27 protein-coding genes, 1 pseudogene and 2 riboswitches are annotated in these 24,521 nt (G+C 36.9%); of the genes and pseudogenes, 21 read left to right on the forward strand and 7 right to left on the reverse strand.

Annotated features, from left to right (window positions below; translation table 11 throughout):
• Window positions 1-24: 24 nt before the first annotated feature.
• On the reverse strand, window positions 25-1,101 hold the full coding sequence (locus GMD78_RS09400; RefSeq protein ID WP_155668575.1) for an iron-containing alcohol dehydrogenase family protein: 1,077 nt from the start codon (window positions 1,099-1,101) through the stop codon (window positions 25-27).
• Between the two features lie 71 nt (window positions 1,102-1,172).
• Window positions 1,173-1,275: riboswitch (SAM riboswitch) on the reverse strand.
• A 132-nt stretch (window positions 1,276-1,407) separates the two neighbouring features.
• Between GMD78_RS09400 and GMD78_RS09405 the strand changes: the two genes are divergently transcribed.
• The 5 genes from GMD78_RS09405 (at window position 1,408) to GMD78_RS09425 (ending at window position 6,116) form a co-directional block, all read left to right on the forward strand.
• On the forward strand, window positions 1,408-2,580 hold the full coding sequence (locus GMD78_RS09405) for a pyridoxal phosphate-dependent aminotransferase (protein WP_155668576.1): 1,173 nt from the start codon (window positions 1,408-1,410) through the stop codon (window positions 2,578-2,580).
• Between the two features lie 204 nt (window positions 2,581-2,784).
• A riboswitch (SAM riboswitch) is annotated at window positions 2,785-2,891 on the forward strand.
• 67 nt (window positions 2,892-2,958) lie between these two features.
• Window positions 2,959-3,972 carry a methionine ABC transporter ATP-binding protein gene (locus GMD78_RS09410; protein ID WP_155668577.1) on the forward strand — a complete coding sequence of 338 codons (1,014 nt, stop codon included), beginning with the start codon at window positions 2,959-2,961 and terminating at the stop codon, window positions 3,970-3,972.
• Window positions 3,962-4,627 carry a methionine ABC transporter permease gene (locus GMD78_RS09415; protein ID WP_343042226.1) on the forward strand — a complete coding sequence of 222 codons (666 nt, stop codon included), beginning with the start codon at window positions 3,962-3,964 and terminating at the stop codon, window positions 4,625-4,627. Before GMD78_RS09410 ends, GMD78_RS09415 begins: the two co-directional genes overlap by 11 nt.
• Window positions 4,628-4,757: 130 nt before the next feature.
• Window positions 4,758-5,585, forward strand: coding sequence for a MetQ/NlpA family ABC transporter substrate-binding protein (locus tag GMD78_RS09420; protein WP_155668578.1), 828 nt, complete (start codon window positions 4,758-4,760; stop codon window positions 5,583-5,585).
• 183 nt (window positions 5,586-5,768) lie between these two features.
• Window positions 5,769-6,116, forward strand: coding sequence for a helix-turn-helix domain-containing protein (locus GMD78_RS09425; RefSeq protein WP_155668579.1), 348 nt, complete (start codon window positions 5,769-5,771; stop codon window positions 6,114-6,116).
• Window positions 6,117-6,523: 407 nt separating this feature from the next.
• On the opposite strand, the gene GMD78_RS09430 is transcribed toward GMD78_RS09425, so the two are convergent.
• The gene (locus GMD78_RS09430) at window positions 6,524-7,330 is read right to left on the reverse strand and encodes a polysaccharide deacetylase family protein (RefSeq protein ID WP_246187616.1); all 807 of its coding nucleotides are present in this window, start codon (window positions 7,328-7,330) and stop codon (window positions 6,524-6,526) included.
• Between the two features lie 29 nt (window positions 7,331-7,359).
• Entirely contained in the window at window positions 7,360-8,943 is a 1,584-nt protein-coding gene (locus GMD78_RS09435; RefSeq protein ID WP_155668580.1) for an alkaline phosphatase family protein, read from the reverse strand.
• A 94-nt stretch (window positions 8,944-9,037) separates the two neighbouring features.
• Between GMD78_RS09435 and GMD78_RS09440 the strand changes: the two genes are divergently transcribed.
• Both GMD78_RS09440 and GMD78_RS09445 read left to right on the forward strand, forming a co-directional pair.
• Entirely contained in the window at window positions 9,038-9,766 is a 729-nt protein-coding gene (locus GMD78_RS09440) for an endonuclease/exonuclease/phosphatase family protein (RefSeq protein WP_246187617.1), read from the forward strand.
• 78 nt (window positions 9,767-9,844) lie between these two features.
• Window positions 9,845-9,991: pseudogene (locus GMD78_RS09445) on the forward strand (zinc ribbon domain-containing protein); the annotation flags it as partial.
• 80 nt (window positions 9,992-10,071) lie between these two features.
• Here the strand turns inward: GMD78_RS09445 and GMD78_RS09450 are convergent.
• Entirely contained in the window at window positions 10,072-10,797 is a 726-nt protein-coding gene (locus GMD78_RS09450; protein ID WP_155668735.1) for a DUF2087 domain-containing protein, read from the reverse strand.
• A gap of 224 nt (window positions 10,798-11,021) precedes the next feature.
• On the opposite strand from GMD78_RS09450, the gene GMD78_RS09455 reads away from it, so the two are divergent.
• The 6 genes from GMD78_RS09455 (at window position 11,022) to GMD78_RS09480 (ending at window position 15,753) form a co-directional block, all read left to right on the forward strand.
• On the forward strand, window positions 11,022-11,549 hold the full coding sequence (locus GMD78_RS09455) for a D-glycero-alpha-D-manno-heptose-1,7-bisphosphate 7-phosphatase (protein WP_343042227.1): 528 nt from the start codon (window positions 11,022-11,024) through the stop codon (window positions 11,547-11,549).
• Window positions 11,550-11,624: 75 nt separating this feature from the next.
• Window positions 11,625-11,780 carry a XapX domain-containing protein gene (locus GMD78_RS09460; RefSeq protein WP_155668583.1) on the forward strand — a complete coding sequence of 52 codons (156 nt, stop codon included), beginning with the start codon at window positions 11,625-11,627 and terminating at the stop codon, window positions 11,778-11,780.
• Window positions 11,781-11,791: 11 nt separating this feature from the next.
• Complete coding sequence (locus tag GMD78_RS09465; protein WP_155668584.1) at window positions 11,792-11,974, forward strand: XapX domain-containing protein; 183 nt, start codon at window positions 11,792-11,794, stop codon at window positions 11,972-11,974.
• 91 nt (window positions 11,975-12,065) lie between these two features.
• On the forward strand, window positions 12,066-14,345 hold the full coding sequence (locus tag GMD78_RS09470; RefSeq protein WP_155668585.1) for an ATP-dependent DNA helicase: 2,280 nt from the start codon (window positions 12,066-12,068) through the stop codon (window positions 14,343-14,345).
• A gap of 94 nt (window positions 14,346-14,439) precedes the next feature.
• Window positions 14,440-15,006, forward strand: coding sequence for a DJ-1/PfpI family protein (locus GMD78_RS09475; protein ID WP_155668586.1), 567 nt, complete (start codon window positions 14,440-14,442; stop codon window positions 15,004-15,006).
• A gap of 321 nt (window positions 15,007-15,327) precedes the next feature.
• On the forward strand, window positions 15,328-15,753 hold the full coding sequence (locus GMD78_RS09480) for a pyridoxamine 5'-phosphate oxidase family protein (protein WP_155668587.1): 426 nt from the start codon (window positions 15,328-15,330) through the stop codon (window positions 15,751-15,753).
• Window positions 15,754-15,800: 47 nt separating this feature from the next.
• On the opposite strand, the gene GMD78_RS09485 is transcribed toward GMD78_RS09480, so the two are convergent.
• Window positions 15,801-16,598 (reverse strand): N-acetylmuramoyl-L-alanine amidase, encoded by a 798-nt coding sequence (locus GMD78_RS09485; protein WP_155668588.1) that lies wholly within the window; start codon window positions 16,596-16,598, stop codon window positions 15,801-15,803.
• A gap of 303 nt (window positions 16,599-16,901) precedes the next feature.
• On the opposite strand from GMD78_RS09485, the gene GMD78_RS09490 reads away from it, so the two are divergent.
• The 8 genes from GMD78_RS09490 to GMD78_RS09525 all read left to right on the forward strand — a co-directional run bounded on the left by GMD78_RS09490 (window position 16,902) and on the right by GMD78_RS09525 (window position 22,663).
• Entirely contained in the window at window positions 16,902-17,684 is a 783-nt protein-coding gene (locus GMD78_RS09490) for a helix-turn-helix domain-containing protein (RefSeq protein WP_155668589.1), read from the forward strand.
• Between the two features lie 72 nt (window positions 17,685-17,756).
• A complete protein-coding gene (locus GMD78_RS09495) occupies window positions 17,757-18,119 on the forward strand; it encodes a nuclear transport factor 2 family protein (protein ID WP_155668590.1) in 363 nt (120 codons plus the stop codon).
• A 13-nt stretch (window positions 18,120-18,132) separates the two neighbouring features.
• Entirely contained in the window at window positions 18,133-18,753 is a 621-nt protein-coding gene (locus tag GMD78_RS09500) for a dihydrofolate reductase family protein (protein ID WP_155668591.1), read from the forward strand.
• Between the two features lie 309 nt (window positions 18,754-19,062).
• The gene (gene tnpB, locus GMD78_RS09505; protein ID WP_155668592.1) at window positions 19,063-20,235 is read left to right on the forward strand and encodes an IS200/IS605 family element RNA-guided endonuclease TnpB; all 1,173 of its coding nucleotides are present in this window, start codon (window positions 19,063-19,065) and stop codon (window positions 20,233-20,235) included.
• A gap of 27 nt (window positions 20,236-20,262) precedes the next feature.
• On the forward strand, window positions 20,263-20,673 hold the full coding sequence (locus GMD78_RS09510) for a VOC family protein (RefSeq protein ID WP_425495053.1): 411 nt from the start codon (window positions 20,263-20,265) through the stop codon (window positions 20,671-20,673).
• Window positions 20,674-20,770: 97 nt separating this feature from the next.
• Window positions 20,771-21,349 (forward strand): GNAT family N-acetyltransferase, encoded by a 579-nt coding sequence (locus GMD78_RS09515; protein WP_155668593.1) that lies wholly within the window; start codon window positions 20,771-20,773, stop codon window positions 21,347-21,349.
• 83 nt (window positions 21,350-21,432) lie between these two features.
• Entirely contained in the window at window positions 21,433-22,359 is a 927-nt protein-coding gene (locus tag GMD78_RS09520; protein ID WP_155668594.1) for a fumarylacetoacetate hydrolase family protein, read from the forward strand.
• A 91-nt stretch (window positions 22,360-22,450) separates the two neighbouring features.
• A complete protein-coding gene (locus GMD78_RS09525; RefSeq protein WP_155668595.1) occupies window positions 22,451-22,663 on the forward strand; it encodes a CDGSH iron-sulfur domain-containing protein in 213 nt (70 codons plus the stop codon).
• Between the two features lie 23 nt (window positions 22,664-22,686).
• On the opposite strand, the gene GMD78_RS09530 is transcribed toward GMD78_RS09525, so the two are convergent.
• Together GMD78_RS09530 and GMD78_RS09535 are read right to left on the reverse strand one after the other, a co-directional pair.
• A complete protein-coding gene (locus GMD78_RS09530; protein ID WP_155668596.1) occupies window positions 22,687-23,862 on the reverse strand; it encodes a hypothetical protein in 1,176 nt (391 codons plus the stop codon).
• Window positions 23,855-24,442 carry a sigma-70 family RNA polymerase sigma factor gene (locus GMD78_RS09535; RefSeq protein ID WP_343042228.1) on the reverse strand — a complete coding sequence of 196 codons (588 nt, stop codon included), beginning with the start codon at window positions 24,440-24,442 and terminating at the stop codon, window positions 23,855-23,857. The genes GMD78_RS09530 and GMD78_RS09535 overlap by 8 nt, the downstream gene beginning before the upstream one ends.
• Between the last annotated feature and the right edge of the window lie 79 nt (window positions 24,443-24,521).

Here is a 24,521-nt window from a genome sequence, read left to right on the forward strand (position 1 = left end):
AAAGCTTGGTGAATGTCAAGTTGTCTAACAGAGATGTGATTCTAATAAACGAATGCCTTCCGCAACTTCATTTGCATTAGAAATGTTCATCAGATGGATCGATTCTCCATCTTTTGTTGCTGCCTCCGCAATCCGCTGAATCGACTCTTCTACATTTTCTCTAATCCCAAGTTCAATTAATGAAACAGGTAATTCTAGTTCTTGATAATAGGATAACAGATAATCAATTTCATCAAATCTTTTTTCTAAGGATAATTGCACCAATACCCCATATGCTACCTTATCTCCATGCAAGTATTGATGTGTTTCTGGAACGGTAGTTAATCCATTATGAATGGAGTGAGCTCCAGATATTCTACCGTATTGATCGCCAAAGCTACCAACCATACCACCAGCCATAATAATTGTTTCAATAACGCGGATAAAGGAAGAATTAACCTGTTTCGAATGTAGCGCTGATATTGCATTAGTTCCTTCTTCTAATAAAACATTACGACATTGTTTAGCTGCGTGCAGAGCTACCTCTACAGCAATAGGTTTTGGATCAATTGGTCGTGTTAGGACATCTGCTTCGTACCATTTAGCTATGGTATCACCAATACCAGCTTTCAAATATTCTACAGGGGAATTAATAATAATTTCTGGTTCAACTAGCACCATAAACGTATTTTTCGTGAAGATTTTGTAGGTTAAAAAGTTCCCCTGATCATCATAGAATACACTAAGTGGAGTCCATGCGGCACAATTCGACGCTAATGTTGGTACCAGAATTACTGGTAAGTTAATCGAGTCACCTACTGCTTTTGCGATATCTAGAATTTTTCCCCCACCAACGGCTAAAACAAAGTCAGCTTCATTTTTAGAAGCAAGATCACTAACTCTATTTACTTCTTCATATGTACATTCACCATTATATATGACATCAGTTAAAGGCAACTCCAAGCCTGAAAAGTAATCTTCAGCGGCTTGCCATGATTTATTTCCTCGAAGAACGATTCCTTTCGTTAGCTTGTTTTCTCTTAACCTACCAGGCAAACTTTCAAGTACTCCTCGATCACATACATAATGATTAGGCGCCCCCCTAACTTCTAATGTTTGCATATTCTCACTCCACTCCTCTAGATTAAAAAAACCTCTTCCTAAAAAAGGAAGAGGTTTTTACGCTCCGCTTCCTCTTATCTCGCAATGATTCGCAGGATTTAGCACCGTGTAATAAAAATATTATCGGTTGCCGGGCTTCATAGGGCCATTCCCTCCGCCTTCTCTTGATAAGAGTTATTATATTGCTGACAATTATGACACTCGATGAATTTTCTGTCAAGATGTTTTAATCTTTACAAATTACAAACATATGGCTATGATAGGTAACTAGAATTTGAAATCGTTTATTCTAGGAGGGTGAAACCCATGCAAAGTTTTGAGCAATCGGAAATGTTGAAAAGACTACCAGAGCAGTTTTTCGCTAAGCTTGTTTTAAAAGCACAATCGTTGGCTAAAGAGGGACATGATGTGATTAATCTAGGTCAGGGAAATCCAGATTTGCCAACCCCATCTCATATTGTAGAGGAATTAAAACTGGCTGCTGAAAACCCAAATTTTCATAAATATTCTCCGTTTCAGGGGCATATGTTTTTAAAACAGGCTATAGCTACGTTTTATAATCGAGAATATGGAGTTGAGCTAGATCCACAAACAGAAGTAGCGGTTTTGTTTGGTGCTAAAACAGGGTTGGTAGAATTAAGCCAGTGTTTACTTAATCCAGGTGATTTAGCGCTTTTACCTGATCCAGGCTACCCGGATTATATGTCAGGCATTGCATTAGCAGATGCTTCAACTTCTTTGATGCCACTCTTGAAAGAGAATGATTTTTTACCGGATTATTCCATGCTTGATGATCAAACATTGAAACGTGCTAAATTAATGTTTTTGAACTACCCGAATAACCCGACATCAGCTACAGCTACCAAGGAATTTTTTGATGAAACGGTAAAGCTAGCAAAGCGTTACAATATTTGTGTCGCACATGATCTTGCATATGGCGCAATTGGATTTGATGGGGAGAAGCCACGAAGCTTCTTGCAAGCAGCAGGTGCTAAGGATATTGGGGTAGAATTTTATACGTTATCGAAAACGTATAATATGGCAGGCTGGAGAGTAGCATTTGCAGTAGGAAATCCTTCAGTGATTGAAAGTATTAATTTGATTCAAGATCATCTGTATGTCAGTTTGTTTGGTGGGATTCAAAAGGCTGCAGCGGAAGCACTTTTAGGTGATCAAACAGCTGTTGATGAGCTGGTACAAACCTATCAGGCTAGACGTGATCGCTTTATCGGAAGGTTGAATGAAATAGGCTGGGAGGTAGATGCTCCAAAAGGCACCTTTTTCGCATGGCTTCCTGTTCCAAAGCGATATACTTCGCAAGAATTTGCTGATGTTTTACTAGAAAAGGCACATGTTGTAACAGCTCCAGGAAATGGATTTGGACCACATGGAGAAGGGTATTTACGAGTTGGCCTTCTTGAAAGTGAAGAACGGTTAGCTGAAGCAGTCGATCGGATTGAGAAATTAAACATATTTTAGCAAATAGGAAACTTTCTTATCCTGCATAAGTGCAACTATGGCATTCACCACAAAGGCATGGTGAATACCAAGTTTTTCTAAACATCGCTAAAATATAAGTTAAAAAATAATGCCATATAAATATTTGTTTTTAGTAAAAAAATGCATTGACAAATCTGATTTTCAGGATTATGATTGTTTCTAACGTTAATTTCACAAGTTAATAACTTATCAAGAGTGACTGAGGGAACAGGCCCAGCGACGTCACAGCAACCTTCCTTTATGGAGTGGTGCTACCTCCTGCAGAATGATTACATTCTGAAAGATAAGGCTTAAACAATAAATTTTGGTGCCCTCTTTCGGAATGGAAAGAGGTTTTTTTTATGGAGTGTGATAAAGATGATCACCTTAGAAAATATTGAAAAGGTCTATGAAACGAAGTCTCAGAGAGTAATAGGAGTAGATAAGGTTTCCTTAACGATTCAAAAAGGAGAAATTTATGGCATCGTTGGCTATAGTGGGGCAGGTAAAAGCACCTTACTGAGATGTATAAATATACTCGAGCGCCCTACTTCTGGAAAGGTTATTGTTGATGGAGTTGACCTATTACAGCTATCAGGAAAAAAGCTAAGAGAAGCTAGACAATCGATCGGTATGATTTTCCAAGGGTTTTACTTAGTTTCCTCCAAAACGGTATTTGATAATGTGGCTTTTGCTTTAAAGGCTGCAGGAGTAGATCGTGCAGAGAGGAAAGATAGAGTACTAGAATTACTATCGCTAGTAGGTTTAGCCGATAAGGCGAATCAATATCCAGCCCAATTAAGTGGTGGACAGAAGCAACGAGTAAGTATTGCTAGAGCATTAGCGAATAACCCGAAGGTACTCCTTTGTGATGAAGCAACCTCTGCCTTAGATCCAAGTACGACCAAATCGATTTTATCGTTATTAAAAAAGATTAATGAAGAGCTGGGGATCACGATTGTTATTATTACCCATGAGATGGAAGTTGTGAAAGAAATTTGTGATCGATGTGCAGTAATGCAGGATGGGAAAATTGTTGAGCAAGGTGCATCCTATGAAATTTTTGCTAATCCGATGGAGTCATTAACGAAAGAATTTATAAAAACAGTACTAGATTTTCAGTTACCAGCTAAATTAGTGCAAAACTGTACTGGAACCCTGGTGAAATTACAGTTTCGCGGAAATCTTGCAGAAGAAGCAGTCGTTTCGGATATGCTCCAACAGCATTCAGTGAAAGGGAATATTCTACATGGAAAAGTAGAGTACATACGAGAAAAACCCTTGGGGATTTTTATCATGGAGATTATTGGAGAACAACCGGAAGTAAACAAAGCAATTAATTACCTTGAGAATAGAGTCCAGCAAGTGGAGGTGATTCAAGGTGTTTCTTGATAGTATTGTAGATTTGTTACCTGAACTAAATCAAGCTTTTCTAGAAACTATGCTGATGGTAGGTATTGGGTTATTAGTTGCTTTAATTCTTGGCCTGCCAATGGGAATCTTGCTCTATGTGACAGATCGCGGGTTATTTTTGGAAAACCGCCTCGTGAAAAGCGTTGTAGGTATGATCGTAAATTTAATTCGTTCTATCCCGTTTATTATCTTGCTTGTTTTTTTATTACCATTCACGAAGTGGTTAGTGGATACTACAACTGGACCACTGGCGGCATCCGTATCGCTTTCGGTAGCAGCGATTCCATTCTACGCTAGAATTGTGGAATCGTCTGCACGGGAGATTGATAAAGGAGTTATTGAAGCAGCCGTAGCGGCTGGTGCTTCACCCTGGCTCATTATAAAAGACATTATATTTCCAGAAGCAAAGCCGGGACTTATTAGTGGGTTAACGATTACGGCAATAAGTTTAATTGGTTATTCTGCTATGGCAGGTACTGTTGGTGGAGGAGGTATCGGTGACTTAGCTATTCGCTATGGTTATTATCGCTACGATGACACTGTTATGTTTACTACCGTTATTGTTCTTATTGTATTAGTACAGCTTATTCAATATCTTGGCGATTTTATAGCGAAGGCGGTGAACAAACGCTAGGGAGTGCAGTTTAGGTCAATTTATAGAGAAAACAGTCTTTGACATCCTCCCTCACCTAAACGTTTTCTTGTTTTGAGGAAGGGGTCTTGTCGCCCAAGTACGATAAAAATTACAATTGGAGGGAATAAAAATGAAAAAATCTTTATTGGTATTATTTTCAGTATTACTTATTTCTTTATTAGCAGCTTGTGGTTCAGATAGTGAGGCTTCTGGTGATGGAGAGAAAACAGAAATTGAATTCGGTGCTACCGTTGGACCGTATAGTGATATGGTAAATAAAGCTATTGCTCCTTTACTAGAAGAGAAAGGATATGAAGTAAAAAATACAGAGTTTACGGATTATATTCAACCTAATAATGCATTAGATAATGGCGACTTAGATGCTAACCTTTTCCAGCATAAAATTTACTATGAAGCATTTGCAAAAGAACATGGGATGGAACTATCAGAGGTAATCATTGTCCCAACAGCTCCAATGGGTCTTTATTCTAATAAATTTGATAGTGTAGATGCTATCGAGGATGGAAGCAAGATCACAATTGCTAATGATCCAACAAATCTTGCAAGGACGTTAATTATGTTACAGGATGAGGGATTAATTAAGATAAGCGAAGAAGTAGATCCATTAAAAGCTTCTGTTAAGGATATTGTAGAAAATCCTAAAAATATTCAGTTTGAAGAAGTAGAAGCAGGGCAATTGCCACGGTTAGTGGAATCAGAGGATGCTTCTGCCGTTCCAGGAAACTTTGCCCTTGCTGCAGATATGAATTTATTAGATGCTTTAGCACTTGAAGATATGCCAGATGACTATCGTAACCGTGTAGTAGTAAATACTAAAGATTTAGATGAGCAATGGGTAAAGGATATTAAAGAAGTGATTGAATCTGATGAATTTGAACAAATAATTGATGAAGAATTCCAAGGTTTTGGTAAGCCACAATGGATGTTAAATAAATAATTGATAGAACGCCTAAAAATACGGGCGTTCTTTTTTTGCAGTTATGAAAGTATAATCCTTCCTATCCTCACAGAAAAAATAAATAAATCAAAAAAACCATTAACATAGACATAATTTTAACATATGATAATATTATTATAGAATATTTGGAATAATCACGAGATTATTGTGGAGTGAGCATAAATGAATGGATTTGGGAAACGGTTAAAGGTGTTGCGTGAACAAGGCTCTCTGACCACGGATCAAATGGCAGAACAAATTGGTTTTACGAAAAGTGTTATTTGGAGTTATGAGATGGAGAAAAAAGAGCCGAGTGTAAGGCATATTATGAGAATAGCTGAATTTTTTGATGTATCAATTGATTATCTACTTAAAGGTACTAAATTGAAACGAACAATTAATCTTCAGCATAAAAATGATATGAAGAACCATACGTTAATAGTCGATAACATTGTACTTAGCAATGAGGAAATAGCGGATGCAGTAGCCTTTATTAAAGCGAAACGATTATTAAAAGAGGCGGAGTTTTAAAGAGTAGTTTGACAAAAATGTATAGTCCAATTGATATCCGAACTATGATTCAAATTCTTCTATTCAAATTTGTATTAGTTCGGATTTCTCTATGGGGCTTTTTCGAAAAAACGTGTTACTAATTATACATAAAAAAATGGGTAGTTATTTTCACATGGGTTTACATTTTTCCGCTTCTTCAAGTAACATCCTATCCTTCATTATCCTGAATAATTGATCTTTAGAATGGAGGGTTTTATTATGCTCCAGCCTTTCTTTTATCCCGCATGTAACGGGCAGTAAGACCCCACTTCAAGACTTTGAAGTGAAGAAGGATAAGTGGGGGATCAACTGCCCGTAAATGTCCGAGTGGTTCAACTAACATTCAGTGGGGGATGAAGGAAACCCCCACTGAATGAAGTTTCACTTTATTTTTGATAAGGAATATTAAGTAAATCAGGAACAGTTTCAAACTCATATCCTTGTCCGATTAATTCGGGAATAATTTGATGAAGGGATTCAATGGTATTGGTTCTGTCACCTTCCCATTCTGCACCATCATGCATGAGAATGATGGCACCAGGATGAATATTATTAATAACTTGATTAGCAATTACTACTGGTGGTTCCTCCTGCCAGTCTAAGGAATCAACAGTCCAGCCTACAACTGTGTAGTCTAGTTCCGCTAACTTCTCTACGAGTTCGTTATATAAGAAACCATATGGTGCTCGAAATAGCTTTGTTCGATATCCGATTAGTTCTAACAACAGATTTTCAGTATTTGTCACTTCTCGCTCTAGTGTTGCAATATCTGCTTGTTCGACTAGATTTGGATGCCAATATGTATGGTTTCCAATAATATGTCCCTCATTGATGATTCGCTCTACTAGTTCAGGATATGCCTCAGCTCGAGCTCCCATAAGAAAGAATGTTGCTTGAACATCATATTCTCTTAATACATCCAATATTAGTGGAGTAAAACGGGGATCTGGTCCATCATCAAAAGTAAGAGCAATTTTATTATCAGTTTGATCGCCGCTTAATACGATTGTTTCTGGATATCTTTGTTGTAAAATGATGTTTGATACTGGGTAACGAACACGTTCCGTCATTTCGGGCCCCCCTTCAGGTTCAGGAAGCTCCTCTTGTTGAGCAGAAGTTGTCAGGTTTCCTAATAACAGGAAACTAACCACACCCAACAGACAAGTAATCAGCTTCACCATGTATTTCTTCAATAATATCACCTCCTAATTCTAATCTATAATTACTGGTTATTTCCAAGAATTAATTGCTCGATCCAAGGTTTCATATCTTTTAGACGGAAGTTATTAGGCTTTGTATCTGTTCCTGTTACTATTAAAGGAACTAATGAATCGTCTTCGTGTAAAGAGCCATGTGAACCGCCGCCTGGGTGAGTTGGTGTTCCTTCACCAATAAATTCATATCCTGGCTTTGCATCCGCAATAAGAAAAGTACCTTTGTGGGAATGTAGGGCACTATGAAGTCTTGCTAAGGCATCTGGGTATATCCCATATTCCAATTGGTTATTGTTCTGTTTTAGATCAAGAATGGATAGCTCTCCTTCTACTGTCCAGGATTGACCATATGGATCGGTAAGAGGTCCATTAGGGCGGAATAATAAATTTCCTTCTTTATCACTATTAACTACTTGTACACCTTCATTTGATTTCCATGCGATAAAGTTAATCCGATCATCTTCTTGTAATGTAGTGGCGATATCATGTAGTTTAACGGATTTATCTACACTATAGATGTATACCATTCGCTCGTTTAGGGCTAAAACTATTTGATCATCATCTTTCATTGGTTCAGAAGTTTTATGGATGTTATAAGCATCTAATAACGAATGCAAACTAATTAACGATTCTCCTTTATCTCCTTTAACAGGAGCTTGACCACTGTCACCCATGACCATCCAAACATTATTTTTTAATGCTTCCTCCCATGATCTATAGCTATCCAATACTTCTTGTAAATATTGATCCACTTTCTCTATTGCTTCCATATGGTTTTGTGGTCCATCTTTATGAACCGCTTGATCTAAATCCGCATAGTAAGCAAGCGTTAATGCTGGGAGTTTGTCGTTTTTAATAATAGACTTTAACTCTTCTGTTACAAATGGATCATTAAAACCGTAACGCTCCCAGAGTTGGGTATTTTTCTTATTTTCAGGACTATATTGTGCAAAGGCACCATATGAGAAAATAGTTGGTGTCATGATGTCAACACTTTTAGGCATTAAATCAACGTTAGCCAGTGTCTCTGATAAATTGATCGTTTTCGGTTCGTTACCACGATACACTAACGCATTAATAGATCCAGTTTGTAAGCCGCTATTAGCTAGTTCTTCATGAATTGTTTTCGTTTGTTTGCTTAAATGCTTATGGTTTAAATGGAATAATTGGTCTTCAATTACTTGTTTAATACCTAGCTTAAATATCTCTTCCTTGGCTGTTCCGTAATTGATTAGTCTTGTTTCGGCTTTATTGTACCAAACTAAACCAGGTATTCGATGTTCATCCGGATATTTTCCAGTTAACAGGGTACTATCAATAGAAACGGACATGGTTGGATAACTACTAACAAAATCGGGATAATAATGACCATTCTCCATTAAAAATTTTAATGCTGGTGCCCGTCCTTCTTGAATAGCTTGCTGTAATGAATTATCCATTAATGAATCAACAATTAATAAAATAACGGGTTTATTAGTCGGATCTATATGCTCACTTTCTAACGATTGGTTAGCTTTATTCCGACCAATTAAAAATAAGGAAAGTGCAATAACTAGGACGACGATAAGAATTATATAAATCACTTTTTTCATTCGATCCTTCCTTTATGAATGTATACAACTTAGTATGATTTTTAACAAATATTCTATGCCAATAGTTTTAAAGATAGGGAAAGAAGGGAAAACATTGGAACTAACCGTAATGACTTACAATATTCATCATGGTAAAAGTGTTGAAAAGGAGCTTAATCTAGACCAAATTGCTCACGTTATTAAAGAAAGTAATGCAGATATCATTGGTTTAAATGAAGTAGATAAAAACTTTCATAAAAGAAGTGAATTTGAGGATCAAATAAATTGGTTAGCTAAAGAATTAAATATGGAACAAGCTTTTACACATTCTATTTCTTTAAAATCGAAGGAAAAGGATACTGCAAGGCAGTATGGGAACGGGTTATTGTCAAAGTATCCTATTGTGAAGAAAAAAGATCATCATTTTAACTTTGTGAAAGGATTGGTAGAGGGACGTTCTTTGCTAGAAGCAACCGTACAACTAGATGAGAAAATGATACAAGTATATGTGACACACTTAAGCTTGATTCCTTTTCTACAAAATAAACAGACTAACTATATCACCAATTGTTTGTCTGAATGCTCACATCCGAAGATTATAATGGGTGACTGGAACATGAAGCCAGGTTCAAGAACATGGGAGAAAATGACAGATATCCTGGTAGATGCTTGGGAGACTGGTGGAGAAGAAGGGGCAGGGTATACCTACCCATCCACTCAGCCGAAAAGAAGGCTAGATTATATATTCATGAATACTACGTTTCATATCCGAAACGTGGAAGTTGTAACCACCAAACCAAAGGCATCTGATCACTTACCATTAAAGGTAACAGTATTTATCTAAAACAGGCGAGAAAACCCCCATCTTCAAGGAATGAGAAGGGCGTTAGCCCAAACGAGTAAGTGGGAGATGAATCGCCTTCATAAGCACAAAGACGTTAAAAATCTTGCTTTGCGTGAATGGACTTGTCCAACGTGCAACAGTCATCACCAAAGAGATATTAACGCAAGTATCAATCTTCGTAATGAAGCATTACGATTAACCGCAGGGACTGCGGGGATAGCCTAATCCATATCTGACCTATAGGTTAGTGTTCTTAGGAATCGCCCACTTCAATCGAATCGTAAGGTCGATAAGTGGTGGGTAGTTCAAATGATCCAATATTCACTTCCATCCTTACTACGATCCATAAATCCATATTCAATTAAGTATCTTCTAATCGTTACAAAATCACTGTGAATGGTTTTTAATATTTCGTTTACCTCTTTTTCAGTGTACTTTCTATTAGAACTAAATTTTGTAACGAGATGCTGTAAAATAATAATTTTTCGTTTTTCCTTACTAGGAAAGGAATGTAACGGTCCATCCAGCCCTTGTTTAAAATATGTGGATAAGACTTTTTCTTTTTCAGCGTTAGTAATCGCATAGCGTTCATCCACCATCGTGGCCCCCTTGTGAATAGTAATCAGGTCTTGTTCTAGATGATCTTCTTGTTTTAGCAAATCCATGATAGCTAGAAATACACGTGCTTGCTTTTCCTTCTCCTTGAGTTTAAAACGGTGTGTTCGAATGGTTGATGTACTGCCAGCATCTAATTTCTTAGCTATCTCTTTATCTGTCAATCCTTCTTTAAAGTACGAAATAATTTCCTTTTGGAGATCAGATAGACCTGTATATTTTTTATCCATTCCAACTAAGTAATGGAACATGGATTGGTGACTATTTTGAATGTGATGTCTCATCGCTAATTTAGCTTCATACAGGGTTCCGTCGATAGGGTAAATAATCCCTTGCTGATACGTCTTTTCACAGATAATGCATTGGTAAACTTCTAAACTAGGGTCGTAGGTAAAACCCGTTTTTAATTCTTCCATTGTTGCGTTCCAAAACAAATCTTCTTTCGACAAATATACATCCTCCTCACCATAATTTATAAAACATTATAAAATATCGTTTTATAAATTACAAACGTTTTAAGATATTGTTTGTATTAATTTGTTATCTAGGAGCGTTTTAATTGTAGATAGACAAATTCAATCATGAAAAGAGTCTGGTGTGGAATACTAATAATTAGATAAATGTATAAAGGATGGTAGTTGTGCGTAATATTGGGATTTTTCTTGACCGAGACGGTGTCATTAATGAAGTGTTAAGCAAGAGAGTGAAGTTTGTGAATAAGCCAAAGGATTTCTACTTATTAGATGGTGTAGGTGAAGCGATTAAACGGTTGAATGATGCTGGGTATAAAGTGTTTGTTGTTACCAACCAGGGGGGTATTGGACTTGGATATATGAAGGAAACAGCACTCCATGACGTGCATGATAAAATGAAAGCCGATTTAGCTGAATATGATGCAACCGTTGATGATATTGCCTATTGTCCACATAAACCGCACTCAGGATGTGCTTGTCGTAAGCCTGAGCCACAAATGATTTTAGAACTTGCTAAGAAGCATGATATTGACTTAGCGAAAAGTTATATGGTTGGTGACCGAGAACCTGATATAGAAGCAGGAAAAAAAGCAGGTACAAAGACGGTATTGGTAGGGAATCGAGAAGATACGGAAGCAGACGCAGACTTCTATTTTTCTGATTTACTTTCATTTACGGAATGGCTATTGAAATAACAGTATATTTTATAATAATTAAGAGAGATTAAGTATCATAATTAGGAACCGTTTCTTAGACTAGGAGGAATATTATTGGCTGTCGTATTCATCTCTTTTCTAACAGGTATTGTATTAGGGATTGTTTTTTCCTTACTAGAACTACCAATCCCAGCTCCACCTAATTTTGCTGGTGTTATGGGGATTGTTGGTGTCTTTACTGGATTTGTGCTAGTGAATAATTTATTTTAGGAGGGATCACGTTGAAACTTACTATTCAATCATTTCTAGCAGGAATTGTTTTAGGAGCTATTTTTTCACTACTAAACTTGCCAATTCCGGCCCCTCCGAATCTTGCGGGGATTACGGGGATTGTTGGAATCTTTGTTGGTTTTTTAATCATCAATCGCTTTAATCAAGCGAGGGGTAAAGTAAAAGAAGATTAATCCTAACCTAATAATTGGTTAGGATTTTTTCTTTTCCCTAACGTATCATAAACTGCTAAACTTATTGTAATGATGAATGATAGGTGAGCTGATGATGAATGTAGTAAAGATATCTGTTAGAAATTTAGTCGAATATGTATTTCGAAGCGGAAGTATTGAGAGTGGGTTTCGTACGGCGACTTCCATGACTGAAGGAACAAGGATCCATCAAAAAATCCAAAAAACATATCATGAAGGTGATCATAAGGAAGTATATGTCCAGGCAGAAATTCCCTTTGAGGATATTGTGATTCGGGTTGATGGGCGTTGTGACGGTCTGCTGACTCGTGAAGATGGCACCATCATAATTGATGAAATTAAATCTACCTCCCATTCATTGGAGGAGATAATGGCGGATTCTCACCCTGTACACTGGGCACAGGCTATTTTCTATGGATATATTTATGCAGGGGATCATGACTTAAATGAAGTTACGATTCAATTAACCTATGTACAAGTAAAAACAGAAGAACAAAAAAAGTTTCAGCGTGACATGACCTATGAGGAAATGGAAGCATATGTCTTGGATGTTATTAAACAATATGGTGATTATGCAAAAACAAGGATTAAACATCAAGAACGAAGAGATCGAACTAGTCGAGAGTTATCATTTCCATTTGATGAATATCGAAGTGGCCAACGTAAACTAGCCGGCGCTGTCTATAAAACGATTCTAGATAAAAAGGACTTATTTGCGAAAGCTTCTACCGGGATAGGGAAGACAATTTCAACAATTTTTCCGACCATAAAGGCGGTAGGTGAGGGTCATGTGGAGCGCGTCTTCTATTTGACAGCAAAAACAATAACTAGAACTGCAGCAGAAGATGCCTTTCGTTTGTTAATTAACAATGGTTTGGATATGAATGTAGTGACCATAACGGCAAAGGAAAAGGTCTGCTTTCAGGAGGAAATGAATTGTTCGAAGGAGCATTGTCCGTTTGCAGAAGGATATTATGACAGAATTAATACAGCGGTACTAGATATTTTAGAAAATGAAAAGCTTATGAGTCGAGCAGTTATTGAAGCGTATGCGACCAAACATAGAGTTTGTCCATTTGAATTCTCTCTGGATCTTGCTTATGCTGCTGATGCTGTAATATGTGACTATAACTATATTTTTGATCCTAGAGTTTCGTTAAAAAGGCTTTTCGAGGAACAGAAAAAACAGACGGTGTTACTAATTGATGAGGCTCATAATTTAGTTGAACGAGCTAGGGAAATGTATTCAGCAGAATTATACAAATCTAATTTTCTTCAAATAAAACGAGAATATAGTTCAAAAAATCAAGCGATAGCCAAGTCTGCAAAAGCAGTAAATGACCATTTACTAATTGTTAAGAAACAGGAACAATTAATACAGAAAGAACTGGATGAAGAATTAATTCAGCTTTTGGAAATGTTCGTGCTAGAAGTGGAAGTAGAGTTAGTGCAGAATGGGGATGACAACGACTTATTGCTGGATACCTATTTTGCTGCCCAAGCATTTGTAAAGATATCTAGTCTATATGATGAGCGGTTCGTTACGTATGTAGAGGTACATAAAAGTGAAGTGAAGGTAAAGTTGTTTTGCTTAGACCCTTCTTTACTCATTCAAAAAATGGGGAAGGGTTATCGTTCAAAGGTATTCTTTTCAGCGACGTTAACACCAGCAGATTATTATAAAAATTTGTTAGGTGGTAGTCCGGAAGATTATGTAATCTCTATTCCCTCACCTTTTATGCGGGAGAATGCGGAGGTAATTATACAACCATTGTCAACCAAATATCATGATCGTGAGCGGACGATGGGGGCTATGGTACAGTTTTTTATCGAGATCATTGAAAAAAGACCAGGAAATTTTTTAGTGTTTTTTCCGTCATATAGCTATATGCAGGCGGTTTATGAGTTGTTTATGGAAGAGTTCCCTCATATTAATACGATTATACAAGAAGTAGGGATGTCAGAAATAGAAAGGGAGGAGTTTCTTCAAGCTTTTCACTCAGAGCGAGATGACAGATTGGTAGGATTTGCAGTATTAGGCGGGATTTTTTCTGAGGGTGTGGATTTAGTAGGAGATCGTCTGCAAGGAGTTATAATTGTTGGAGTTGGTCTTCCGCAAATAGGATTGGAACGGGATATTATTAAGGAATACTTCCAGTCAATTGGTCGGAATGGATTTGATTATGCCTATGTATATCCAGGAATGAATAAAGTGTTACAAGCTGGGGGAAGATTGATTCGTTCTGAGAACGATAAAGGAGTCATTGCCTTAGTAGATGAGCGTTTTTTACAGCGAAAATATCAAGCACTGTTACCCTATGAGTGGCAGCATTATACAACCGGCAAGCAATAGTTTTGTAAATATTTTATGAAAGAAGAGGACTTCTTATGTCTTAAATATGAATATAGATTATATGTAAAATAATTCTATTTTAGGAGGAGTTTTCATGAGTAAAAAGGTTCTCATATTAGCTGGTGATGCGGTAGAAGCATTGGAAATTTACTATCCATATTTCCGTTGCTTAGAGGAAGGATATCAAACGACGATTGCAGCATCATCTGCTAAAAAGCTACACACAGTAGTGCATGATTTTGTAGGTTGGGAAACGTATACAGAAAAAGAAGGCTACCTCATCGAAGCGACGGCAAAATTTGAAGATATTGACCCAGAGGAGTATGACGGATTAATTATCCCTGGGGGACGTGCACCAGAGCATATGCGTTTAAATGAGCATGTACCTGCAATTGTAGGTCACTTTTTTGAAGCAAATAAACCGATTGCAGCTGTCTGTCATGCAAGTCAAGTACTAACAACTGTTGGTGAGTATATGAAAGGTAGGGAGTTAACGGCATATATTGCTTGTAAACCAGAAGTAGAAGCGGTAGGTGCTACGTATAGAAGTGAATCGAATTATACCGATGGAAACCTTATTTCAGGTCATGCATGGCCAGATTTGCCAGGGTTGATGAAGGAATTTGTAAAGCAGGTTAATGGTGTTGGAGTAGAAGCATAGATGAAGAACCGCCCCGATATTGGGCGGTTCTTTGAATTAGATGATGAGACAAACTTTTTCAAAGAGTCTCCGTGTATTTCTCCGCTGTTATTGGGCTCTACATTCATTTTGCATCTTAGTTTTTTAATAACATAGGATGCTCCTTTTAAGTCTAGTGATTGGAGTGGAGGGCAGTTGACTCCTGCGGGAACAGCAGTTGTCCGAAGACCCCGCTACGAATTTTCTAATAAAGGAAAATTAATGTTGCTCACTCAATAGACTGTTTAAATTAATTTAATCTAGAAATACTAAAGGCAAATTATAGAAAAAGGAATGATTTAATTGAGTCAACATGAAATACGAGCAAAAGTTGAAAAGCTGTTAGAGAATCATTCAGTTGGAACAATGGCTACGGTGAAAAATAATAAACCACATACTCGGTTTATGACGTTTTTTCATGATAATCTAAAACTATATACAGCTACAAGCAAGGATACGGATAAGACCGAAGAGATTGAAGAAAATCCGTATACGCATATTTTAATTGGTTATGGTGGAGAAGGGTATGGCGATGAGTTTGTAGACTATCAGGGTAAAGTATCGATTAACAACTCCAATGAATTAAAAAAGAAATTATGGAATGAGAAAATGGAACAATGGTTTGAAGGACCAGACGATCCGAATTATATTATTCTAGAGATAGAACCAGTAACAATAAGATTGATGACCAATCAAATTGGTGATCAACCGAAAGAAGTGGAAATATAAGTAGACATAAAGTAACCGCTATTTTAGGTTAGCGGTTACTTTGTCTATTAGCTAGAAATATAAGCATCTTCAATACCAGCATTTTTAACTTCTCGCAAACGTCTTTCTGCATTTTCACGCTTTGAGAAAGCTCCTGCTTGAACACGATACCATGTTTCACCAGAGATAGTGACTGCAACTAAAGTGGAATCAATTCCCCTATCTATTAAAAACTGTGCTCGCTCTTCAGCATTAGTTCTGGATTTAAATGAACCGGCAATAACACGGTAAAAGGTACCTGAATCATCATCATCTTGTTTAGGTGTTAGATTAAAGGCACGTGCTATTCCGTTCACATGACCTTGTGCGACTTGCTGTCTCCATGAAGAGTCACGCATTTTTGAGGCGTCATTGCTATTGTCAATAAACCCATTCTCTGAAAGGAAAGCAGCCATATTGGTTTCTCGTAGTACGTGAAAATTTGCTTTTTTCTTACCTCGATTCCGTAATTGATTAACCCTCGTAATTTCCTCGTGTAAAATATCTCGATATCTCGCAGTTTGCGAAGAATCTGCTAATCCGCTGTAAATATAATCTTCATATCCATCGGCAGAACCGTTAAATGCATTACAATGAATCGATACATAGTAATCTGCGCCCCATGAATTGGCTTCATTAGTACGTTGTTGGAGGCTTTTTGTGCTATCACCTGTACGGCTCATGCGGACCTCAACATCTTCATAGTCATTTACTAGAAGGTCACGAATCTTAAGGGCAATATCTAGTACAATATTTTTTTCTTGTAGTCCATTTCCACTGGCACCTGGATCTGATCCTCCATGGCCAGGATCTAAATAAAGCTTCATAGACTTTTCCTCCATTTCTGATTGGAAATAGTAATTCATTATTAACATATGATATAGATTTAAAAATTAATTGGACAATCGTCTGTTTTCTTTCATATTTCCACAAAATCACCACCCACGAGTTTCATCCTGTCGGTTACTAAAGGACGGATTTCTCCTTTCAACAATGCTAAGTCTTCATATGTAATATCGAAAAAAAGATTTGGAAGGTGGCAAATTTATATGAAAATAGTCAAAAAGAAACTGGTGAAATATGGTAGACTTAGTTAATAATAAGATATACTAGGTTTGAGGTGGACTTTTATGAATAGCAACTACACCGAAATTGATGAGGTAATTGCATTTATACACCGAAATCTCGATGAATCTCTTTCTCTTACAAGGTTGGCAAAGCATGTATCATACAGTCCTTTTCACTTCACAAGAATTTTTAAAGAAAGAATTGGTCTTACACCACATTATTATATATCTTCTCTTCGTTTACAGAGGGCAAAGGATCTATTATTAAAAACCGATTTAAGTATAAGAGACATTGGGTTGGAGATTGGGCAACAAAGCCTGGGAACATTCACAACTAGATTTACGGAGCGGGTAGGTGTTACACCATCTGCTTTTAGAAACTCTTTACTGCAAGTACCTAATCACCTGAGTTCCTTAAAAAAACTGAATGATTGGGAGGGGATGAATCTATCTAAGCAGTTTCCTAGCATGGTGACAGGAACTATTGAAACACCAAGAGTTTTTAAAGGTATCATTTTAATTGGTCTGTTTGAAAAGCCGATTCCAGAGGGGCTACCATTATATGGAACCTTACTTTCTTCTGCAGGAGATTTTTATTTTTCGGACGTTAGACCAGGAACATATTATTTATTGGCTACTGCAGTATCTTTTGAAATGCATGCAACAGACATTCTTCTTCCTCATAGAACTTTACGAGCCAAATCGAATACACCAATAACAGTCGCACCGTACGAAGACATTCCTCATCAAAAAATTAAACTCCGAGAGCCTCGACTAGATGATCCACCAATATTAATTTCATTACCATTACTTATGAGGAATTTCCTAAACAGAACTAAAACATAGCAATCCATAAGAAATTTAGCAGCTTTCTGCATGCTAGAATGAAACCATTCAGTTTTAAGGAGGAATAGTACTATGTCAAAAAATCTGGAATTTTTCCAAAAGGTTAATGAATCATTTATGAAAGGAGATGTTGATTTTCTCATTGAAAATATTGCTCCGAATATTGAATGGTATATGGTAGGTGAGCAAACGATCGTGGGCAAAGAAAACGTGAGGGAAATGTTAGAACCAATGAGAGGGGTAGTAGCAGAAGGATATGAAACGAAAAAAATTATTACCCATGGTGATACAGCAGCAATAGAAGGAACCATGAAAATGCCTGATGAAAATGGAGAAATAAAATCATATGCTTTTTGTGATATTTATAAGTTAGATAAGTTTAAAGGCGGTAAAATCAAGGAAATGACTGCTTTTGTCATAGAAGATAATAGGTAAGCGGAGGTTTATAATGGGAGTTGTTACATTTGATATATCGATATCATTGGATGGATATGTTGCAGGACCAAATGATGGGCCAAAGGTTCCACTTGGTGAAAATGGAGAAAGAATTCACCAATGGATATATGAATTAGCAAGCTGGCGGGAACAACATGGCCTTGCAGGTGGAAAAGCAAATAGTGATTCAGATGTTATTGGAGAATCTTCAGAGAATGTTGGTGCCATTGTGATGGGGAGAAGAATGTATAATAATGGGGAAAGGTACTGGGGAGATAACCCGCCTTTTTATAAGCCTGTATATGTTCTAACGCATGAACCAAAAGAAAAGATTGTTAAAGAAGGTGGAACTACCTTTTACTTTAGTAGCGAAGGAATTGAAAGCGCTCTAAATCAAGCAAAAAGAGATGCTGGATCTAAGGATGTTTCCATTGCTGGTGGAGCGAATGTTATTCAACAGTATATAAAAGCAGGATTAATTGATGAATTTCAGGTCCATATCGTACCTGTCCTGTTAGGGGATGGTATTCGTTTGTTTGATTTTATAGGGTCAAAACAGATTGAATTGGAAAAAACTAGAGTAATTGACTCCCCTTCCGTGACACATCTAAAGTATCGGATTATAAAGAAATAATTTTAGAGTTAATGTGCTATAAGTAAATAATAGAATAAGGCGGTGTATAACATGATTGTAGAGATCTATCCTTATTTAGTTTTAAATGGTAATGGTCAGGAAGCAATAAATTTTTATCTGAAACAGGTGAGAAAACCCCTCATCTTCAAGGAATGAGAAGGGCGTTAGCCCAAATGAGTAAGTGGGGATGAATCGCCTTCGGACAAGGAATGGGTGTTTCCATCTCACAGTCCGACATCCAAATAACAAAACAAACGTTCGCATCTTCTGATCCTTTTTGGTACAATTGGATAGAGGGGGTGAAAATCAATGAAAGTGAAACATGCGTACAAATTTCGAATCTATCCAAACCAAAAACAAACTGTCTTAATCAATAAAACAATTGGATGTTCTCGTTTTGTCTACAACTATTTCGTAGGTAAGCAAAAAGTCAAAGATGCCTATTGGGATATCGTGAACGAAATGGTACAAAACGGTCAATTACCTCAGAACAATTGGATAGGTGAATTTTTCAATAAAAACCAATCCATTAAAGCTGTTCGTGAGTTAAAGGAACACTACCCATTCTTGAAAGAAGTAGATAGCATTGCTCTACAGAAATCAGTTGAAATGGCGAATGATTCCTATACACGATACTACAAGAAGCAGAATCGTAAACCGCGTTTTAAATCCAAGAAGAACCCTATTCAATCGTACACAACCAAATATGTAAATGGGAATATCTCTGTTTTGGATAACCATATTAAACTACCAAAGCTAGGTCTTGTACGTTTTGCTAAAAGTCGTGAAGTAGAAGGTCGGATCATGAATGCAACCATTAGACGTACCCCTTCGGGTAAATATCACATTTCAATTTTGGCTGAAACCGAAGTTGAACCACTTAGGAAGACAGATTCATCTGTGGGGATCGATGTAGGGTTAAAAGACTTTGCTACTCTTTCAGATGGAACAGTCTATTCAAACCCTAAATTTTTTCGAACACTAGAAAAAAAATTAGCAAAAGCTCAACGCGTACTATCAAGGAGAAAAATTTGTTCTTCTAATTGGCATAAACAAAAAATAAAAGTCGCTCGTATCCATGAGAAAATCGCCAATTCTAGAAAAGATATGTTGGACAAAATCTCTACCGAGATTGTCAAAAACCACGACGTCATCGGAATAGAAGATTTGTCAGTAAAAAACATGTTAAAAAACCATAATCTTGCAAAAGAAATTAGTGAGGTATCCTGGTCACAATTCAGAACGATGCTAGAATATAAAGCAAGATGGTACGGAAAACAAGTCGTTACCGTAGCCAAAAACTTTGCTTCAAGTCAGATATGTTCCAATTGTGGACATAAGCACAAAGACGTTAAAAATCTTGCTTTGCGTGAATGGACTTGTCCAGCGTGCAACAGTTATCACCAAAGAGATATTAACGCAAGTATCAATCTTCGTAATGAAGCATTACGATTAACCGCAGGGACTGCGGGGATAGCCTAATCCATATCTGACCTATAGGTTAGTGTTATTAGGAATCCCCCACTTCAATCGAACCGTAAGGTCGATAAGTGGTGGGTAGTTCAAGAGAATGCAATAGATGCAAAAGTATTAAGTGTTCAGACATTTGCTGATATGCCAGAAAACCCCGAAATGCCACTTCCTGACGAGGCGAAGGAACGGGTATTAAATGCGCATTTAAAAGTTGGAAATACAAACTTAATGATCTCAGATACACTCCCGGGTCAACCGTATCAACTAGGATCTCAAACCACGATAGCAATCATGATTGATAACATAGAGAAAACTAAAGAAGTGTTTAACAAGTTAGCAGAATCAGGCAAGGTACAAATGCCATTACAAGAAACTTTTTGGAGCCCGTCATATGGTCAGGTAACAGATAAATTTGGTATCGAATGGCAGGTTTCAACCGTACAGTAAACTACTGGATATTAATAAAATAAATTAAAAGGAGCTTTGGATATCTATTCAATATTCAGAGCTCCTTTATCACCGCTATGGGGGTACATAATAAACGATGGAGTATAAATTTAGTTCTATTCCAACACTACATACACAAAATTACACATTACGAGGTATGACTATTGAGGATGCAGAAGGTATGTTCATTTTTATGAGAGATAAAGAGACAATGAAGTATATCACACCAAATCCTGTTCAAACCGAGAATGACTTGCAACGAAATATCCAATCATACCTGGAAAAATTTAATGAGCAAAAAGAAATTCCTTGGGTAATCCTTAACAAGGAAAATGGAGAATTGATTGGTCAATTCCGACTACATAAGCTACATATGTGGCATAAAAAGGCCGAAATGGGTGTGGTGATTCGTAGCGATTACCAGAACAAAGGTGTTATGACAGAGATCCTAGAAAAGGTACTTGAATTTGGATTTGGGTCATTAGGATTAAACCGAATTGTGGGAGATATTTTTGCTGATAATATCGGTTCAAGAAAACTTTTAGAAAGGTTTGGGTTTATAAAAGAAGGAGTATTAAGGCAGACAGACTTTGATGGAGAAGTATTTCATGACACGGTTGTTTATTCCATGCTAAGAACAGAATACGATAATTTAAGAAAAAACATTAGAGGCTAATTCTTTTAGGAGTTAGCTTTTTTTATAGCAAATTAATTATGGTAAAATGAATATATAATTCTGAAAATAATAGAGGTGTATATATGAAACTAGTTAGCTATAAATTGAAACAAAAGCCGAGTACATTACGAGTTGGGTTTGTCATGGATGATAAAATTATTGATGTCCAAGAAGCATTTCTGCAGTTACCAGGGCATTCAACTGAAATGGAATATATGCTACCTTCTGAGCCGAATGCGTTTTATAAAATAGGGATACCTGCAATTGAAAAAGCAAAAAAAGCTTATACATATGTCATGGAAAATCAAGTAGAAGAGATTTCATTTCATCGGGATGAAGTGTATGTAGCTACACCTATTCCAGAACCATCGAAAATTATTTGTGTAGGGAAAAACTATGCTGAGCATGCAGCTGAAATGAAAAGTGAGGTGCCAGACTATCCAGTACTATTTGCTAAGTTTGCTAATGCTTTAGTAGGACCTGAGGATCAGATTGTGAAAAATTCTAAAACAAATAAGCTCGATTACGAAGTGGAGCTTACGGTGATCATCGGAAAAGAAGCGTCTAATGTTACTCAAGAAGATGCTTTGAATTATGTTGCTGGCTATACAATTGGCAATGATGGATCAGCTCGGGATTTACAAAAACGTACTCCACAATGGTTACAGGGGAAATCCCTGGATAATAGTACCCCAGTTGGTCCTTGGATCGTAACGGCAGATGAGGTTGGTGATCCAAGTAATTTAGATATTCATTCTCGTGTAAATGGGGAGTTACGTCAATCCTCCAACACAAGTAAGCTTATTTTCGATATCCCATATTTGATTTCATTTATTTCTAGTTTGATGACATTAAAACCAGGAGATATGATATTAACTGGGACTCCAGATGGTGTTGGATTTGCATTGAATCCTCCTCAGTTTTTAAAGGGTGGGGATAAAGTACAACTAGAGATTGAAAAAATTGGCCGTATGGAGAATGAAGTCATAGAAGGAGAATTTCATTATTAGGTTATATATGCATATAATGAATAAATGAAGAATTGATTCATTTTTCTAAATCTATACTCTGATTGGGTGAAACAAAGGGGAGATTCTTATTATGAGTGAAAAGGCGCAGATTAAAGTAAATGATAATGGTTCATTACGTGTAACAGGCGATGTGGAGCTTGTAGATAAAGAAGGCAATGTGTTTGAGACGAAAAAGAGCTTTTCGCTATGCCGTTGTGGGCAATCATCAAACAAACCGTTTTGTGATGGTACGCATAGAAAGATTGGTTTTGAGAGTGCACCAAGAGCAGTAAAAAAACCGTAGCCCATAATGTAGGGCTACGGATATTATTGCATTGGTAACCATGCGACTTTCCAAACATCCAGTTTGTGATCTTTGATTAACCTAAAAGCTTTTTTATCAGGAGTATCTAAATCGAACTGAATGATTGCCTCATCCTGAGATACATATACCTCCTCAAAGACATCTACCTCTAAAAGCTTTTGATACAGCATTTTCTCATTTTCTTTCACTGTATCATCTCTTTCAAAAAATGGATCATTGAAATATTTATCCGAATTAGGTGTACCATACATATCACCTTGAATATATAAGGAATACAATACTTCTTCATCATCCTGATTTTGTGCATAGTAATGCATCTTAAATAAATCAATTGGATTTAAATTACGTAGCTCTCTGTCATCAAGTGAGCTTTTATACTGTTCATATACAGCTAGTAATTCCTTTGAAAGCTCAATAGTTGTTTCATAGGTGTTTGATACTCTTTCAAACACCTCAAGATACACTGTTGAACCATTTGGAGAATAGGTATATTCCATGCCTACTACATCAAGTAAATATTCTTGATTAGAGTTTTCTAGTGATTGTTGGTCACTAATACTATATTCCGACCGAATAAATTCTTCGTTTTTTAGATAAAACAATATATCGTCCACAACGTCTTCTGAAGCTAATGGAATGTTTGGGATGGTGTTTTCGTGAGGGGAAAACCTCAGTTGGTCTCCTTCGAACGCAAAGTCGCCAAATAGCTCCATATTTCCGTTAAACTTAACAGTAGTTTTCTCACCTTGGCGATTAACATCCACTACTTCCATTGTCCCATAGTAGTCCCCGACTCTTACTGATTCTGGAACAAATCGCGCATTTACAGATCCCCTTATCTCCATATCGGAATCGCTAGTAGAATCTTCCATGGAAATCTCTGCTTCTTGCTCGGATTGACTCTCATCTACACCGGCCATATCATGCTGTTCAGCAGATTCGTCACTAGAGCCGATAAACATATTAGGTTGATTGTTAACGGATATAACAATAATTAAGATCAAGGCTGCTAAAACGACTCCAGTTAACATTTTCGGATAAAAGGGAAATACTTTAGCTGGCTGTTTATGTTCCGTTCGTTTGATTTTTTCTAAAACTGCCTGTTTATCATGGTCGGTAAAAGACGTTGGGATATTATCTTCATAATTAGTCTTCAGGTCTTTTAACTGCTTATCCATGGCTTGCACCACCTCTTTCCTGCGATAAGCATTCCTTCAATTTATCACGTCCACGAGCAAGTCGGGTTCTGACGGTAGCTTCCTTCATACCTAAAACTTGACCGATTTCCTTCGTTGATAATTCTTTAAAATAAAACAAGGTAATAACTTCCCTGTATTTGATTGGTAAATCCATTACTTGATTCAATAGTTGATTCGACTCCGTTTGATTCATGTAATATTCTTCTGGAGTCTCATTAGTGTTCTCCGAGGAATGAGCGGCGTGTGTTAGTTTTTCTTTCAGGCGCTTATTACGTGCATGCCAGCTCCGTAGATAATCCTTACATTTATTGATTGCGATGGAATATATCCAGCTTTTAAGTGAAGATTTCCCTTGAAACATATTTAATTTTTGATAAATCGTAACAAAGACTTCCTGTGTTACGTCATCTGTATCTGCTGTATTTTTCATGTAAGTGTATACTAATCGTTTGATTTCATCACCATACGTGTCCATGATCATCTCAATTGCTCTTGTGTTATCCTGTTGTAGTATTTCATCTTCATCGTATGTTGGATGGAAAGCTTTCGAGTGGCCCACTCTTTTTCCTCCTAACGTAAAAGCTCATTTATAAGACGTAGTGTTTTGAAAAGATGTTTCAATCCTGGTGACTGTGTTT

The organism is Ornithinibacillus caprae (assembly GCF_009728145.1).
Classification (GTDB): Bacteria; Bacillota; Bacilli; order Bacillales; family Amphibacillaceae; genus Ornithinibacillus; species Ornithinibacillus caprae.

What these genes read in the sequence shown, in the direction of transcription:
- GMD78_RS09400 (WP_155668575.1), bottom strand. Translation starts at nt 1,101, where the DNA reads ATGCAAACATTAGAAGTTAGGGGGGCGCCTAATCATTATGTATGTGAT.
- GMD78_RS09405 (WP_155668576.1), top strand. Translation starts at nt 1,408, where the DNA reads ATGCAAAGTTTTGAGCAATCGGAAATGTTGAAAAGACTACCAGAGCAG.
- GMD78_RS09410 (WP_155668577.1), top strand. Translation starts at nt 2,959, where the DNA reads ATGATCACCTTAGAAAATATTGAAAAGGTCTATGAAACGAAGTCTCAG.
- GMD78_RS09420 (WP_155668578.1), top strand. Translation starts at nt 4,758, where the DNA reads ATGAAAAAATCTTTATTGGTATTATTTTCAGTATTACTTATTTCTTTA.
- GMD78_RS09425 (WP_155668579.1), top strand. Translation starts at nt 5,769, where the DNA reads ATGAATGGATTTGGGAAACGGTTAAAGGTGTTGCGTGAACAAGGCTCT.
- GMD78_RS09435 (WP_155668580.1), bottom strand. Translation starts at nt 8,943, where the DNA reads ATGAAAAAAGTGATTTATATAATTCTTATCGTCGTCCTAGTTATTGCA.
- GMD78_RS09450 (WP_155668735.1), bottom strand. Translation starts at nt 10,797, where the DNA reads ATGGAAGAATTAAAAACGGGTTTTACCTACGACCCTAGTTTAGAAGTT.
- GMD78_RS09470 (WP_155668585.1), top strand. Translation starts at nt 12,066, where the DNA reads ATGATGAATGTAGTAAAGATATCTGTTAGAAATTTAGTCGAATATGTA.
- GMD78_RS09475 (WP_155668586.1), top strand. Translation starts at nt 14,440, where the DNA reads ATGAGTAAAAAGGTTCTCATATTAGCTGGTGATGCGGTAGAAGCATTG.
- GMD78_RS09485 (WP_155668588.1), bottom strand. Translation starts at nt 16,598, where the DNA reads ATGAAGCTTTATTTAGATCCTGGCCATGGAGGATCAGATCCAGGTGCC.
- GMD78_RS09490 (WP_155668589.1), top strand. Translation starts at nt 16,902, where the DNA reads ATGAATAGCAACTACACCGAAATTGATGAGGTAATTGCATTTATACAC.
- GMD78_RS09495 (WP_155668590.1), top strand. Translation starts at nt 17,757, where the DNA reads ATGTCAAAAAATCTGGAATTTTTCCAAAAGGTTAATGAATCATTTATG.
- GMD78_RS09500 (WP_155668591.1), top strand. Translation starts at nt 18,133, where the DNA reads ATGGGAGTTGTTACATTTGATATATCGATATCATTGGATGGATATGTT.
- tnpB (WP_155668592.1), top strand. Translation starts at nt 19,063, where the DNA reads ATGAAAGTGAAACATGCGTACAAATTTCGAATCTATCCAAACCAAAAA.
- GMD78_RS09515 (WP_155668593.1), top strand. Translation starts at nt 20,771, where the DNA reads ATGGAGTATAAATTTAGTTCTATTCCAACACTACATACACAAAATTAC.
- GMD78_RS09520 (WP_155668594.1), top strand. Translation starts at nt 21,433, where the DNA reads ATGAAACTAGTTAGCTATAAATTGAAACAAAAGCCGAGTACATTACGA.
- GMD78_RS09525 (WP_155668595.1), top strand. Translation starts at nt 22,451, where the DNA reads ATGAGTGAAAAGGCGCAGATTAAAGTAAATGATAATGGTTCATTACGT.
- GMD78_RS09530 (WP_155668596.1), bottom strand. Translation starts at nt 23,862, where the DNA reads ATGGATAAGCAGTTAAAAGACCTGAAGACTAATTATGAAGATAATATC.